A 13,355-nucleotide genomic window follows, 5' to 3' on the forward strand; every position below is an offset into this window, starting at 1 on the left:
CCAAGCCATTGATGCCTTAACTCGGCGGCTTGTTCGGCAGTGCTGTCACGCGCCAGATCGTATTGCCCACATCGTCGGCCACCAGAAGGGCGCCCTGTCGATCCAGGGCCAAGCCGACTGGACGGCCCTGCGCCTGGCCGTCGGCGGTGAGAAAGCCGGTCAGCACATCAATGGGGGCCTGGTTTTGCGGTCGGCCATTCGCAAACGGCACAAAGACCACCTTGTAGCCGCTGTGAGGCTTGCGGTTCCACGAGCCGTGCTGGCCGACAAACATGCCGTTGGCAAATGCAGCAGGTAAAGTGGTCCCCACTGAAGAGGCCAGCCCCAAGGGTGCAACATGCGCACCCAGGGCATAGTCCGGCACCTTGGCTCGTGCCAACAGATCGGGGCGTTGTGGGCTGACGCGTGCATCCACATGCGTGCCGTAATAGCTGTAAGGCCATCCATAGAAGTCGCCATCGTGCACCGCTGTCAGGTAATCCGGCACCAAATCACTGCCCAGTTCATCACGCTCATTGACGACCGCCCACAGCATGCCGCTGTGCGGCTCCCAGGCCAGGCCCACCGGATTGCGCATGCCAGAGGCAAATGTGCGGTGGCTGCCGCTGCCCACATCCACCTGCCAGATGGCTGCACGCTCAGCTTCCACAGCCATCCCCCGCTCAGCCACATTGCTGTTGGAGCCGACCGCCACATACAAGCTGCGTCCGTCGGCACTGGCGATCAGATTTTTGGTCCAATGGTGATTGATGGCCCCTCCTGGCAATGTCACCAGCGGCTCTCCGGCCGCCTGAATGTGCGTGTCACCGGGTGAGTAGGGAAATCGCAACACCGCATCCGTATTGGCCACAAACAGCTTGTCACCCACCAGCGCCATCCCGAATGGGGAATTCAGACCGTCCAGCAACACCGTGCGCACATCGGACACACCGTCTCCATCCGTATCGCGCAGCAGGGTGATGCGGTTCGCGCTGGGAACTGCCGCACCGGCGCGCTTCATGACAAAACTCATCACCCAGCCCTTGATGCCGCGGCCATCGTCTGGTTTGGGTGGGGCATTGGTCTCGGCCACCAACACATCGCCATTGGGCAGCACCAGCATCCAGCGCGGGTGATTCAGGTTCCTTGCAAAAGCCACAACCTGGGTACCGGGTGCGGCCGTTGGCTTGGCACCGCTGGCCCAGCCCACGGCCGGTGCAATGTGCACGGTAGGAATCAGCGTGGAAACGGGTGGCGGCAGCATCGGCGTGAGGCCTGTGCCTGCCGATACGGGTAACTTGGCCACATCGCCGCAGGCCGTCAGCAGCAGTGCGGCCATCACACCCAAGGCTGATGCCACTCCACTGAGCCAGGACAGCAACACTGACGCGGTTTTGGTGACATCGCGGTTCAAGGCGACCCAGCCAAATGGCTGATCTTCCGCCCGGCCTGCGGCGGGGCCGAACCCGCTATCGGTGGTGAGGATGGCAAAATTTTTCAAGTCTTTCGCAGAACGCATCACAGTGATCTCCCGCTAAAGACTGGGGTGCAAGGCACCGTGAAGAGGATGAAGCCACCAGACAAGCCAGCCATTCAAGCTGACGGTATTGTTGCCACTGTGTCAGCAAAGTACAGCCATGACGGTGCGCTGAAATACCCGCAGCAATGAACACCGTTTCCTTTCTGTGGCGCATGTTTTGCTATCGCGTGCCAAAGGAAATGAATATGAAACGATGGCCCCTCCTGAAATTGCACATGGTTCACTCAATGAGAAAACAATCCATTTTTGCGGGAGTACGTCAGTTCGTTGCCGCGCTGAATAAAAAATATCTCTGTTGCAAAGTGAGATTTTTAATTTTGTGAAACCGCCATGTCCAAGCCATTGAACCCTGACAAGATTGAGGTTTTGTGCTGTGTTTCGCACGGCCTTCTTGTCGCGCAACATGGGGTTTTGGCTTGATCAAGCCTTGGCATTGGGTTCCTGCGGCTTTGGTGCTGATCTTGGGCGTGGGCCTGGCCGTGGGTGAGTCGATGGGCTGGCCTTTTCTGGCGGGGCCATTGCAAAGTCAGTTGCAACAAAAGCTCGGGCGCGATGTGCGCCTGAGTGCGACCAAAGACAATGGCCAGGCCTTGGTGTCACTGCAATTTTGGGGCGGCATCCGTTTGCAAAGTCGCTTCCTGGAAATCGGCGCACCGGCCTGGAGTCGTGCGCCGTATTTTCTGTCGGCGCAAGACGTTGATTTGCACCTGCGCTACAGCGATGTGTGGCGTGCATGGCAGGGGCAGCAACTGCTTGTGCAGAGCCTGGCTGCCCGGCAGCTCACGGTTTATCTGGAGCGTACGGCCGATGGTCAAGCCAGCTGGCAAATGGCCAAGAGTGGCGCTGCGCCCAAGCCGCCACGCATTCAAAACGTCGATCTGCCCGCTGGCACAGTGCATTACGCCGATGTGCCCCTGGCCTTGAACTTTGAAGCCCAACTGAACCTGAGCAGCCCTGCACGCTCGTCCTCCGCCCCGCTGGTCTCACAAAACCGCGTTTTACGCAGTACCGCCCGTGGTCACTACCAGCAAAACGCATTCCAAATCACCTTGCAATCCACCGGCGCACTGCCTTGGGAAGTGGACGCGGGTCAGGGCACGCCGGTGGCTGTCAAGCTGGCGGCCAGCTTGGGCCAAGCCAGCCTGAATTTTGAAGGCCTTGCACGCGACTTTCTTCACCTCAATGGCCTGGACGGCACGTTCATCGTGAAAGGTCCGTCACTGGCAGTCATCGGTGAGCCCTTGGGCGTGACGCTGCCCACCACACCGGCTTTCAACGCCAATGGTCAGGTGCAGCGCAGCGGCGCAAATTGGACCGTGGCTTTGCACAAAGCCCGCGTGGGCAGCAGCCAATTCAGCGGTGACTTTGTGTTCGATAAAGCAAGCACACCGCCTCGGCTGAGCGGACAGCTGAACGGCACACGCTTGAAACTGGTGGATCTGGGACCGGCCGTAGGCGCGCCCCAGGCATCCAACGCCAGCGCATCTCGAGCCAAGGTCCTGCCTTCCCGGCCCTTTGATCTGGCCTCTTTACGCGCCATGGATGCCGATCTGCACATCGCCTTCCAGCAAGTCGACACCCACACCCAGTGGCTTGAGCCCCTGCGTCCTTTCAAGGCGCATTTGACGCTGATCAACGGCGTGCTCACGCTGTCCAGCATCGAGGCCCGAACGGCCCAGGGCCATCTGGCTGGCACCCTGTCGCTCAACGGCCAACGAAACACTGCGAACTGGGTGGCTGCCCTGAATTGGGACGGCGTGCAACTGCAGCGCTGGATTCATCAAAAGCGCCCCGCAGGTCGGCCACCTTATGTGTCTGGTCTGTTAGAGGGTCACGCCAAGGTGCAAGGCCAAGGACGTTCCACCGCTGAAATCCTGGCCACGCTAGAGGGTGATATCCATGCCAGCGTGGTCAATGGCACGGTGTCGCATCTGCTGGTGGAGATGGGGGGACTGGATGTGGCCGAATCTCTGGGCGTGTATTTCCAAGGCGATAAGGCCTTGAAACTGGCCTGCGCTCTGGCAGACCTGAGTGTGTCGGCTGGCACTCTGCGCCCGCGTTTATGGGTGCTTGACACCACTGACTCGACACTCTGGGCAGATGGCAGCCTATCCCTTGCCACAGAAAAGCTGGACTTGCGTGCCATGGTGGCGCCCAAGGATTTCAGTGTGTTGACGCTGCGCGCGCCTGTGCTCATCCAGGGCAGTTTTTCACATCCGCTGGTGACCGTGGAAAATGGCCCTCTGGGCATGAAGCTGGGTTTAGCGCTGCTGCTGGGACTGATGAACCCGCTGACGTCTGTGCTGCCCTTGGTGGATGCGGGTGACGCACAAGAGGCCGAAGCCAAAGCCGCCGCATGCAAAGCGCGCATGCACAAAAAACCGCAAGCAGCCCAGCCAACTGGAACACCCAAACGCTAAGGGTTTGTTGTGCCGAAAAGCACCCTCAAACTGCCGACCCGACGCTTGCAAACCTACTTCTGTGCAGACCACCGATTTGGGCTGGCCCACGGGCTTGAGGATGTAACTCTTGGCGTGCAAGCGTTCCATCACGTCCCAGTCAAAGCTTTTCCAGGCACGGTTGCCCTCGTGCAGGCCCAGCTGCAACAGTGCCAAAACGGCGTTGTCAATGCGTTCTGTATCCATGTTCGTGGCGCTCCTTTTGGGGTGGAAATGATGACGGCTCATTGCTTGGGCTCGGGCACTTTTCGGGGCTGTAGCCACCAACCTACGTCATCGTGAACCCTTGAAGACTTCACAGGGCCGGAACAATAGTCTTGTTGGGACCGGATTCGAGTGCTACCATGAGCACCTTTAAAAGCACTCGGATCAGCTCATGACACATCAAATCCTGTCCGAAACCGTGGCCAGCATTTCGGAACTCAAGCGCAACCCCATGGGCACAGTGGCTGCCGGGGATGGCTTTCCTGTGGCCATCCTCAACCGCAATGAGCCTGCCTTTTATTGCGTACCGGCGGCTTGGTTCGAAAGCATGATGGCGCAGCTGGAAGACATGGAGCTCAACGCCATCTCCGAGGCACGTAAAGGCCAAAAAGTGGTGAAGGTCAAACTCGATGAGCTTTGAGCTGGCCTTTCTGGAAGAGGCACTGGCCGAATGGCAACGCTTGGACGGCGCCATTCGGACACAACTGAAAAAGAAACTGGCTGAACGCCTGCAAGCGCCTCGCGTACCCGCATCCCAACTCAGCGGCCACCCCGACCGCTACAAAATCAAACTGCGTAGCGTCGGATACCGTCTGGTCTACGAAGTGCGCGACCAACAAGTTCTGGTGGTGGTGATCGCGATGGGCAAACGAGACCGCAACGTGGTTTATCGCGCTGCGGCACAGCGCTGAGACCGGTGGGCTCAGGGCTGTCTTTTCCACAAAATCCCGAGCAGGACTGTGGGGTGTTTTGGTAGGGGTTTGCCCTGTCAGCAATCTCTCGCACACCACCACCCCAGCCATCGCCTGCAGGGCTGTCTACCGGAGAACAGGTGGCTCACGGTCTTCCAGAGCAGCTTGGGCTTCTTGCATCTGCTGGGCCACAAACCGTCGGAACACGGCCATCATGGGTGCCTCGGTGCGACCGGCCAGGGTCACCAGGGCCAGGCGAGCAGCACCAACAAAGGCCGGGCTCAGTTGCATTTCGACCAGTTCGCCACTTTTCAAGCCGTGTTGCGCCGCCGCGATGATGCCCAGGTAAACGGCATCGGTGTGGCGCACGGTGTCCATCAGGCTGGCAATCTCCTCGCAGCGCAGCGTGGTCATGCGCTGCGGGTCGGCGGCCGCCCCGTAATGGGCCACAAGAATGCGCGCCACTTCGTCCGACAAGGGGGTGGAGGCAATGGGGTAAGCCAGCAAGGCTTCGAATGTGATGGTCTGGCTCATGGCCCCCGTATCGCCGTGCTGCGCGGCTTCACTCAAGTTACGCAGCAGCGGATGCCCCTTGCGACAGACAAATCCGGCGCGCAAATCGGCCATGACCTCGATCTGCAAATCGGCGGCAGGCGCCACACGGCGCACATCCACCACCAGCGCATCGAGTTCACGCTCTCGCAATTGCTGCAGCTGCAATTCGGTGGCGCCGCGCCCGATGGACACCTGCACGCCGGGGTGGTGCACAGCCACATGGCGCAGCCAAGGGGTCATGAGCAATGCGCCCGGCCCTGAGCCCAGCCCCACCCTGAGGCTGCCCAGCCCCCCTTGTTGCAGCAAGGCAGCCCCCTGCTTGAGTTCGGCCGCTTCGTGCACGATGCGCCGCGCCCGCTCCAGCACGGTGAGGCCCAAGGGCGTGAGTTCGTTTTTTTTGCCGATGCGGTCCACCAAAGGTCCGCCCAGCTCGTCTTCAAGCACCTGGATGCTGCGGCTCAGGGCCGACTGCGTGATGTGCAGCTTTTCAGCGGCGCGGCTGAAGGACCCGGTTTCGGCCAAAGCCAGCCAGTGGGACAGGTGTTTGAGGTTCATGCATTCATTTTAAGAATGAAAATTAGAAAAATAAGTCATTGGACACATGGATTTGGGCTTCCTACGATCCGCTTGTGGCTTTTGAACCACCCACCCATTCAAACATTCAATCGGAGACACCATGAACATCAAAACCCTCTTGTGCAGCCTGGTTGTGGCCTCCAGCGCTTGGGGCGCTGCCTGGGCGCAAACCTACCCTGCCAAACCCATCAGCCTGATCGTGCCCTACCCCGCTGGTGGGCCCTCGGACTTTTTTGCCCGCAAAGTGCAGCCCGACGCAGCGGCCAAACTCGGCCAGCCCATGATCATCGAGAACATTGGCGGTGCCGGTGGTGCGATCGGCATGAGCAAACTGGTCAACGCACCCGCCGACGGCTACACCCTGAGCCTGGGCAGCCCGATGGAGCTTGTGCTGGCCCCCATGGCCATTCAGGGCGTGAAGTACAAATCCGAAGACTTCAAGCTGGTGGCGCAATTCGCTACCACCACGACCATCCTGGCCGTGCGCAACTCGCTCAACGTCAAAACCGTGGATGAACTGCTGGCATTGGCCCGCAAGAATGCCGACAAACCCCTGAGCTACGGCAGCGTGGGCCCCGGCTCGCTGTACCACCTGGTGGGTGAAAAATTCTCCCAGCTCACCAAAGTCCAGATGCTACACGTCCCCTACAAAGGCATAGCACCACTCTTGACCGACCTGATGGGGGGCCAGATTGACATGGCTTTCCTGCCCATGGCCGGATCGATTCCGCAAACCCTCATCGACGGAAAGGTCCAGGGCCTGGCCGTGACCGCCAAAACCCCGCACGCGCTGTTCAAGCAGTTCCCGGCCATGGCCACCATGAAGGGACTGGAAGGCATGGACTTTGACCTCTGGGCCGGTGTGCAGGTGCACAAAAACACCCCGGACGCTGTGGTCAACACCCTGAACAAGGCCTTCTATGCGGCGGTTGAAGTGCCCGAAACCCGCAAGGCCCTGGAAGGCAGCGGGAACGTGGTGTTGCCTTCGCGCACGCCCGCCGAGCTGGCCCGCATTTACCTTGGAGACATCGAGCGCTACCGTGCCATTGCCAAATCGATTAATCTGCAAGCTCAGTAATCCCCCCCCAAGAGGCCCTCCATGAACGCACCCAGCGAAGCTTTTCTGCACGACAAACTGCACGCCCTGCATGCCCAGGCGGATGAATTCATCGCGGTGCGCCGCGACATCCACCAGCACCCGGAGATGGGCTACAAGGAGTACCGCACCAGCGATCTGGTGGCTGAGCAATTGAGCGCCTGGGGCTACCAGGTCACGCGCGGTCTGGGCGGCACGGGCCTGGTCGGCCAGATCAAAAAGGGCACGGGCAGCAAAAGCATCGGTATCCGCGCCGACATGGATGCCCTGCCCATCGACGAAGCCACCGGCCTGCCTTATGCCAGCTGCAACGTGGGCATCATGCACGCCTGTGGTCACGACGGGCACACCGCCATGCTGCTGGCAGCGGCCAAGCACATCGCGCAAAAAGGCGCGTTCTCGGGCACTGTGAACCTGATTTTCCAGCCCGCCGAAGAAGGCTTGGGCGGCGCCAAGAAGATGATGGAAGACGGTCTGTTCAAGCAGTTCCCGTGTGACGCCATTTTTGCCATGCACAACATGCCCAGCCACCCGCAAGGCCACCTGGTCTTGCGTGACGGCTCGGCCATGGCGTCCTCTGACAACGTCACCATCACCTTGCATGGCAAGGGCGGGCACGGTGCCATGCCGCATGTGGCCGCCGACCCGGTGGTGGCCGGATCGGCCATCGTCATGGGGCTGCAAAGCATCGTGGCCCGCAATGTCGACCCGCAGCAAATGGCCATCATCACGGTGGGCGCGTTCAACGCCGGGGTGGCCAACAACGTGATTCCGCAAACCGCCACGCTCAAACTGAGCGTGCGCTCGCTGGACCGCGATGTGCGCATCCTGCTCGAAAAGCGCATCACCGAACTGGTCCATGCCCAAGCCCAAAGCTATGGTGTCACGGCAGACATCGACTACCAACGCGGCTACCCGGTCTTGGTCAATCACCTGGCTGAAACCGATTTTGCCCGCGATGTGGCCGAAGAGTTGGTGGGCGCCGACAAAGTGGTGCGCCAGGGCCGCGCCCTGAACGGCAGCGAAGACTTCGCCTTCATGCTCGAAGAGGTGCCAGGCAGCTACTTGTTGATTGGCAATGGCGATGGCTCGGGCGACGGCCATGGCGCTTGCATGGTGCACAACCCGGGCTACGACTTCAACGACAAGAACGTGGCCGTAGGCTCGGCCTACTGGTCCTTGCTGGTGGAGCGCTTCTTGCCAGTCGCAGCGTGAAGGGCAGGTCTGGCCCCTGTGGCGGCCAGACCTGCGGGACTGGATCAGGCAAGTGCCCTCCGAGGTCTGAGACAATCGGGGGGTGAATATCTCTGAACTCATTCAAACCGTCCTGATCTACGCCCTGCCGGTGATCTTTGCGATCACCCTACATGAGGCGGCGCATGGCTTTGTGGCGCAGCGCCTGGGCGACTCGACCGCCGCCATGCTGGGCCGCGTCACGCTCAACCCCCTGCCCCACATTGACCCTATAGGCACCATCTTGATGCCGCTGCTGCTGTATTTCAGCACTGGCGGCGCTTTCCTGTTTGGCTATGCCAAACCCGTGCCGGTGCGCTTTGACCGCCTGCATCACCCCAAACGCGACATGGTCTGGGTGGCCTTGGCCGGGCCAGCGTCCAATTTGCTGCAAGCCTTGTTGTGGGGCGTGCTGCTCTATGTACTGGTGGGCAGCGGCGTCACCGAGCGCTTTTTTCTGGAGATGTGCAAGGCCGGCATGCTCACCAATGTGGTCATGTTCGCTTTCAACCTGTTTCCGCTGCCACCCCTTGATGGGGGCCGCATTGTGGTCGGCCTGCTGCCGATGCGCCAGGCGCTGATGTTTTCCCGCATGGAACCCTGGGGGTTTTTCATCGTGATGGCCCTGGTCATCACCGGCGTGGTCAGCAGTTTGTGGATGCAGCCCCTGATGGGTGTGACCTTTGATCTGATCAAGATGGTCCTCAGCCCCTTGTCATTCCTGGTCCCTTGAACCAGTGCTTTTTTGATTTACCTTTCGCCCACTCGATTCACATGACTTCCCAGCCCCGCACACGCGTTCTCACCGGCATCACCACCACCGGCACCCCGCACCTGGGCAACTATGTGGGCGCCATCCGACCCACGGTGCAAGCCAGCCGCAACGCCCACAACGACGGTTTTTATTTTCTGGCCGACTACCACGCGCTCATCAAATGTGATGAGCCCGCACGCATTCAGCGCTCCACGCTGGAGATCGCCGCCAGTTGGATCGCCTCGGGCCTGGACACCGACAAGGTCACCTTCTATCGCCAGTCCGACATCCCCGAAATTCCCGAACTCACCTGGTTGCTGACCTGTGTCACAGGCAAAGGCCTGCTCAACCGCGCCCACGCCTACAAGGCGGCCATGGACAAGAACCACGAAGCAGGCAAGGACACCGATACCGATGTGAGCGCAGGACTGTTCATGTACCCGGTGCTGATGGGTGCTGACATTTTGATGTTCAAGGCGCACAAGGTGCCGGTGGGCCGCGACCAGATCCAGCACATCGAGATGGCGCGCGACATGGCGTCGAGTTTCAACCACCTGTATGGGGAACACTTCGTGCTGCCCGAAGCGGTGATCGAAGAGTCCGTGGCTCTGCTGCCCGGCCTGGACGGCCGCAAGATGAGCAAGAGCTACGACAACACCATCCCGCTGTTTGCCCCGGCTGCACAGATGCGCAAACAGATCGCCGCCATCGTGACCGACTCCAAGGCACCGGGCGAGCCCAAGGCCACGGAAGGCTCAGCCCTGTTCCAGATCTACCAGGCCTTTGCCAGCGCCGAAGAAACCGCCACGCTGGCCAAAGCCTATGCCGATGGCATTGGCTGGGGCGATGCCAAGCAGCTGCTGTTTGAGCGCATCGACCGCGAAGTGGCCCCCATGCGCGAGCAGTACCAAAGCCTGATCAACAACCCCGCCCAGCTCGACAAGATTTTGCTGGCGGGCGCCGACAAAGCACGCCAATTGGCCACGCCTTTCATGCGCGAATTGCGCCATGCCGTGGGCCTGCGTGCCCTGGCCTCGGGTACCTCGACCCGTGCAGTCAAAGACGACAAATTGTCCCTGCCCAGCTTCAAGCAATACCGCGAGAACGATGGACAGTTCTATTTCAAATTCGTCGATGCACAGGGCCAAGTGCTCCTGCAAAGCCTGGCCTTTGTGTCACCACAAGAAGCCGGTCAAACCATTGCCCGCCTGCAAAAAGAAAAAAGCACCGCCTTAAGTGAACTGGCGCCCGTTTTCGAGCCGATGACCCCCGAAAAACACCGCCTTGTCTGCGAAAATCTCGACCTTCTATGACTTTTGCGCCAAAATGATTTTGTTGTTTTCAACAAAAAACTTGCAAACAGCAACAAAAGTCTGATATCCTCATACTTTCAGATTAACGCCGAGATTCAAATCATGACTGTTTACGTCATCGACGACCACCCCCTGATGCGCGACGCGCTGACCATGCTGGTTCACCGCGTCAAACCTGGTCTCAAAATCATTCCCGTCCCTAAATTGAACGTGGTTGAATCCACGGTCGAGAAGAATGGACCTGCGGAACTTTTTTGCCTGGATTTGCAACTGCCCGACACCTTGGGCATGTCCGGTGTCCAGGTACTCAAGTCCAAATTTCCGGACGTGCCCTTGGCTGTGGTCACCAGTTCCAGCGCCAGCGAATATGAAGACCGCTGCCTTGAAGCGGGGGCCGATGCTTTCATCGAAAAATCGAGCAGTCCCAATCAAATCATTGCAGCCCTGCGCACCTTGTTGGTGACTGAGGAGGAGCCTTCAGATGAAGAAACCACCACGGCCGGGCCCACCAAGCTGTCCAAGCGGCAAAAACAGCTGATCCTGATGCTCGACCAAGGCCTGTCCAACCGCGACATCGCTGAAAAACTCGACATCAGCGAACACACGGTCAAGGTCCACTTTTGGCGCCTGTTCCGCCGATTGGGCGTCAACAGCCGCACACAGGCGCTGCACTTTGCACGCACCAACGGGTGGCTGGGTATCTGATCACCCGCTTGAACGATCGGCATAGGGGGCCTCCATTGTAGGAGGCGCCCCTGCCACACCACCCGGCGTGCGGGTCCGCACCGGGCGGTTCGAGAGCTTGAGGTCAGGACAGCCTGGGTACCCCCAGCTGGTCAAAGTACGCAATAGGCAAGGCACTGTTGAGCAGCATCGCGCTGTTGCGCCACCACCGGTGGCAGTTGCCCGCCACCTGCTTGGCCACATCTTGCGATGCCCCCAACACCTTCAGTTCCCGGTAGATCGTCTTTGACCTCTTCCAGTGCTTGAGCTGGATGGCCCTCAATCGGTGACGCAGCCATTCGTCCAGCTCTCGCCAGACCCCCGGCGTTTGCGCCATCCCAAAGTACGCCTTCCAGCCCAGCACGTAGGGCCTGAGTTCCTCCACCACCTGCGCCATGCTGCGCCCGCCCGAGCGGCGCGTGAGTTGCCGTATCCGGGCCTTGAAGTTTTACAGCGGCTTTTGAGCCACCTTGCATTTGACTTCCCGGCCCTTGGCCACCCACAGCGCATACCCCAGAAACTTGCGCCCCAAGGCGTTGGCCACCGCACTCTTGGCTTCATTGATCTGAAGCTTCAAGCCTGTGTACAGTTTCCGCAGGTACGTCATCACCCGTTCGCCAGCCTTCTTGCTGCATACGTCACGCAAGCAGTCGTCGGCGTAGCGCGCAAAGCTGTAGCCTCGCGCCTCCAACGCCTTGTCCACCTCGTCCAGCAGCACGTTGGCCAGCAGCGGGCTGAGCGGCCCGCCTTGCGGCGTGCCCAGATGGCGATCAACCACCACCCCGCCATCCATGATCCCGGCGTTCAGGTACGCCCGTATCAGTCGGATCACTCCGGCATCGTCGATGCGCTTTCTGCGTCTGTCGATCAGGATGTCGTCATTGACCCGGTCAAAGAATTTGGCCAAGTCCACGTCCACCACCACACGTTTGCCCGATTGGACGTATGCACGCGCGGCCTTGACCGCATCGTGCGCACGCCTGCCCGGTCGAAACCCGTGGCTGTGTTCGCTGAAGGTGGGATCAATCAATGGTTGCAGCACTTGCAAAAGGGCTTGCTGGATCAATCGATCTGTCGCCGTCGGGATGCCCAGCTCGCGCTGGCTGCCGTCCGGCTTGGGAATCAACACCTTGCGTACCGGACTGGGCCGGTAGCTGCCTGCCAGCAGCGCTTGGCGAATGTCCGGCCAGCTCGTTTGCAACATCCGGGCGGTTTGCTCGATATCGAGCCCGTCCACACCGGCTGCACCTTTGTTGGCCTTGACCCGCTTCCACGCCGCTTGCAGGTTCTGTCTCGTCAGCGCCGCCTCCAGCAGGCCGCCAGTGCCCGTTGTCGGCTTTGCCAACCCTGTGCGCGGGTGCTCAAGAGGCGGACCGCAGGCTTCGTCGCTGGCAAGATCGCTCACGGCTTCACCGCTTGCTACGCTTGCCCGCCCGGGTTGGCCCGGCATCTGACTTCGGTCCTTCGCTCTTGCCTTGTGGCCTCAGCGGCCCCGGCTCCAACTACTACGACCTCTGCTGACTTCTCGCTCCGGCACAAGCCGTCGCCCTTTCAGGCACAAGGCGAGATCTCCCCAGGTAAGGGTCACACACCTTCATCGCACAACCGCCGCATCTACGCCGCCCAAGCCTTGGTCACAAGAGCTTCGTGGTCTGAGGCCCACTCGCCCTGCTTGGCTGCGCCTTCTATGCAGTTCTTGTTCATCGGCTCGCGATTTACGCTCCACGCTTCCTTCCCACGCTCGGTCGCCCTCACGCAGTTGCGCAACACTCAAGCTCATTGTGACCAGCTCGCAGCGGGACTTGCACCCGCAGGTGTGCGCCCATGCTGGGCGCACCACAAAAAAGGGCCTTCACTGAAGGCCCTTTTTGCTGGGATTATTTTTTCTTGTTGACGATGTCGGGTGTCACGGCATCCAGCACGTTCACCGTGGTCTTGACACCGTACACCACCGCAGACCCTGCCGCGTCGGCAATGGCCAAGACCGTGCAAGCTTGCAGCAATACAGACATGGCCAAGACGGAAAAAACACAGCGCAGAATTTTGATCATGAACAGTCCCGTATGAAAGCCCCACAAAGCGCATCCATGATGCGCAACGGGGACAGAAAAAAACCCCGACGCAGCGGGGTTTGATTCGTTGGCGGAGCAAGAGGGATTCGAACCCTCGATACGGTATAACCGTATACCGGATTTCGAGTCCGGCGCATTCGACCACTCTGCCATCGCTCC

Annotated in this window: 12 protein-coding genes, 1 tRNA gene and 2 pseudogenes; 8 read left to right on the forward strand and 7 right to left on the reverse strand. The window is 60.1% G+C overall.

Annotation, left to right across the window (positions count from 1 at the left end; all coding sequences use genetic code 11):
* Window positions 1-16: 16 nt before the first annotated feature.
* The gene (locus AMM33_RS01620; RefSeq protein ID WP_090138707.1) at window positions 17-1,318 is read right to left on the reverse strand and encodes a PQQ-dependent sugar dehydrogenase; all 1,302 of its coding nucleotides are present in this window, start codon (window positions 1,316-1,318) and stop codon (window positions 17-19) included.
* Window positions 1,319-1,600: 282 nt separating this feature from the next.
* On the reverse strand, window positions 1,601-1,924 hold the full coding sequence (locus AMM33_RS21675; protein ID WP_194945173.1) for a hypothetical protein: 324 nt from the start codon (window positions 1,922-1,924) through the stop codon (window positions 1,601-1,603).
* A gap of 11 nt (window positions 1,925-1,935) precedes the next feature.
* Between AMM33_RS21675 and AMM33_RS01625 the strand changes: the two genes are divergently transcribed.
* A complete protein-coding gene (locus tag AMM33_RS01625) occupies window positions 1,936-3,939 on the forward strand; it encodes an AsmA family protein (protein ID WP_090138190.1) in 2,004 nt (667 codons plus the stop codon).
* A gap of 36 nt (window positions 3,940-3,975) precedes the next feature.
* Here the strand turns inward: AMM33_RS01625 and AMM33_RS22315 are convergent.
* Window positions 3,976-4,206: pseudogene (locus AMM33_RS22315) on the reverse strand (DUF6429 family protein); the annotation flags it as partial.
* Between the two features lie 148 nt (window positions 4,207-4,354).
* Here AMM33_RS22315 and AMM33_RS01635 point away from each other — a divergent pair.
* Both AMM33_RS01635 and AMM33_RS01640 read left to right on the forward strand, forming a co-directional pair.
* Window positions 4,355-4,603, forward strand: coding sequence for a type II toxin-antitoxin system Phd/YefM family antitoxin (locus tag AMM33_RS01635; protein WP_090138192.1), 249 nt, complete (start codon window positions 4,355-4,357; stop codon window positions 4,601-4,603).
* Window positions 4,593-4,874, forward strand: a complete 282-nt coding sequence (locus tag AMM33_RS01640; RefSeq protein WP_090138193.1) for a type II toxin-antitoxin system RelE family toxin — start codon at window positions 4,593-4,595, stop codon at window positions 4,872-4,874. Before AMM33_RS01635 ends, AMM33_RS01640 begins: the two co-directional genes overlap by 11 nt.
* A 126-nt stretch (window positions 4,875-5,000) precedes the next feature.
* Here AMM33_RS01640 and AMM33_RS01645 read toward each other — a convergent pair whose 3' ends face one another.
* Complete coding sequence (locus AMM33_RS01645; protein ID WP_090138195.1) at window positions 5,001-5,984, reverse strand: LysR family transcriptional regulator; 984 nt, start codon at window positions 5,982-5,984, stop codon at window positions 5,001-5,003.
* Window positions 5,985-6,105: 121 nt separating this feature from the next.
* Between AMM33_RS01645 and AMM33_RS01650 the strand changes: the two genes are divergently transcribed.
* The 5 genes from AMM33_RS01650 (at window position 6,106) to AMM33_RS01670 (ending at window position 11,106) form a co-directional block, all read left to right on the forward strand.
* Window positions 6,106-7,083, forward strand: a complete 978-nt coding sequence (locus AMM33_RS01650; protein WP_090138197.1) for a tripartite tricarboxylate transporter substrate binding protein — start codon at window positions 6,106-6,108, stop codon at window positions 7,081-7,083.
* A 21-nt stretch (window positions 7,084-7,104) separates the two neighbouring features.
* Window positions 7,105-8,316, forward strand: coding sequence for a M20 aminoacylase family protein (locus AMM33_RS01655; RefSeq protein ID WP_090138199.1), 1,212 nt, complete (start codon window positions 7,105-7,107; stop codon window positions 8,314-8,316).
* 82 nt (window positions 8,317-8,398) lie between these two features.
* Window positions 8,399-9,067 carry a site-2 protease family protein gene (locus tag AMM33_RS01660; protein WP_090138200.1) on the forward strand — a complete coding sequence of 223 codons (669 nt, stop codon included), beginning with the start codon at window positions 8,399-8,401 and terminating at the stop codon, window positions 9,065-9,067.
* A 41-nt stretch (window positions 9,068-9,108) separates the two neighbouring features.
* Complete coding sequence (locus tag AMM33_RS01665) at window positions 9,109-10,401, forward strand: tryptophan--tRNA ligase (protein ID WP_090138202.1); 1,293 nt, start codon at window positions 9,109-9,111, stop codon at window positions 10,399-10,401.
* Window positions 10,402-10,503: 102 nt separating this feature from the next.
* Entirely contained in the window at window positions 10,504-11,106 is a 603-nt protein-coding gene (locus AMM33_RS01670; protein ID WP_090138709.1) for a LuxR C-terminal-related transcriptional regulator, read from the forward strand.
* A gap of 103 nt (window positions 11,107-11,209) precedes the next feature.
* Here AMM33_RS01670 and ltrA read toward each other — a convergent pair.
* The 3 genes and pseudogenes from ltrA to AMM33_RS01685 all read right to left on the reverse strand — a co-directional run bounded on the left by ltrA (window position 11,210) and on the right by AMM33_RS01685 (window position 13,355).
* Window positions 11,210-12,574 (reverse strand): annotated as a pseudogene (gene ltrA, locus AMM33_RS01675) (group II intron reverse transcriptase/maturase).
* A gap of 427 nt (window positions 12,575-13,001) precedes the next feature.
* Window positions 13,002-13,175: a hypothetical protein gene (locus tag AMM33_RS21680; RefSeq protein ID WP_194945174.1), complete on the reverse strand. Its 174-nt coding sequence runs from the start codon at window positions 13,173-13,175 to the stop codon at window positions 13,002-13,004.
* 89 nt (window positions 13,176-13,264) lie between these two features.
* Window positions 13,265-13,355: transfer RNA gene (locus tag AMM33_RS01685), tRNA-Ser, on the reverse strand.

The sequence above is a fragment of the Limnohabitans sp. DM1 genome (assembly GCF_001269385.1).
In the GTDB taxonomy this organism is placed as follows: Bacteria; Pseudomonadota; Gammaproteobacteria; order Burkholderiales; family Burkholderiaceae_C; genus Limnohabitans_A.

Bases quoted from the DNA above. Each gene is read 5' to 3' on its own strand.
- AMM33_RS01635 (WP_090138192.1), top strand. From the start codon at position 4,355: ATGACACATCAAATCCTGTCCGAAACCGTGGCCAGCATTTCGGAACTC.
- AMM33_RS01670 (WP_090138709.1), top strand. From the start codon at position 10,504: ATGACTGTTTACGTCATCGACGACCACCCCCTGATGCGCGACGCGCTG.
- AMM33_RS01655 (WP_090138199.1), top strand. From the start codon at position 7,105: ATGAACGCACCCAGCGAAGCTTTTCTGCACGACAAACTGCACGCCCTG.
- AMM33_RS01645 (WP_090138195.1), bottom strand. From the start codon at position 5,984: ATGAACCTCAAACACCTGTCCCACTGGCTGGCTTTGGCCGAAACCGGG.
- AMM33_RS01640 (WP_090138193.1), top strand. From the start codon at position 4,593: ATGAGCTTTGAGCTGGCCTTTCTGGAAGAGGCACTGGCCGAATGGCAA.
- AMM33_RS01620 (WP_090138707.1), bottom strand. From the start codon at position 1,318: ATGGCCGCACTGCTGCTGACGGCCTGCGGCGATGTGGCCAAGTTACCC.
- AMM33_RS21675 (WP_194945173.1), bottom strand. From the start codon at position 1,924: ATGTTGCGCGACAAGAAGGCCGTGCGAAACACAGCACAAAACCTCAAT.
- AMM33_RS01650 (WP_090138197.1), top strand. From the start codon at position 6,106: ATGAACATCAAAACCCTCTTGTGCAGCCTGGTTGTGGCCTCCAGCGCT.
- AMM33_RS01665 (WP_090138202.1), top strand. From the start codon at position 9,109: ATGACTTCCCAGCCCCGCACACGCGTTCTCACCGGCATCACCACCACC.
- AMM33_RS21680 (WP_194945174.1), bottom strand. From the start codon at position 13,175: ATGATCAAAATTCTGCGCTGTGTTTTTTCCGTCTTGGCCATGTCTGTA.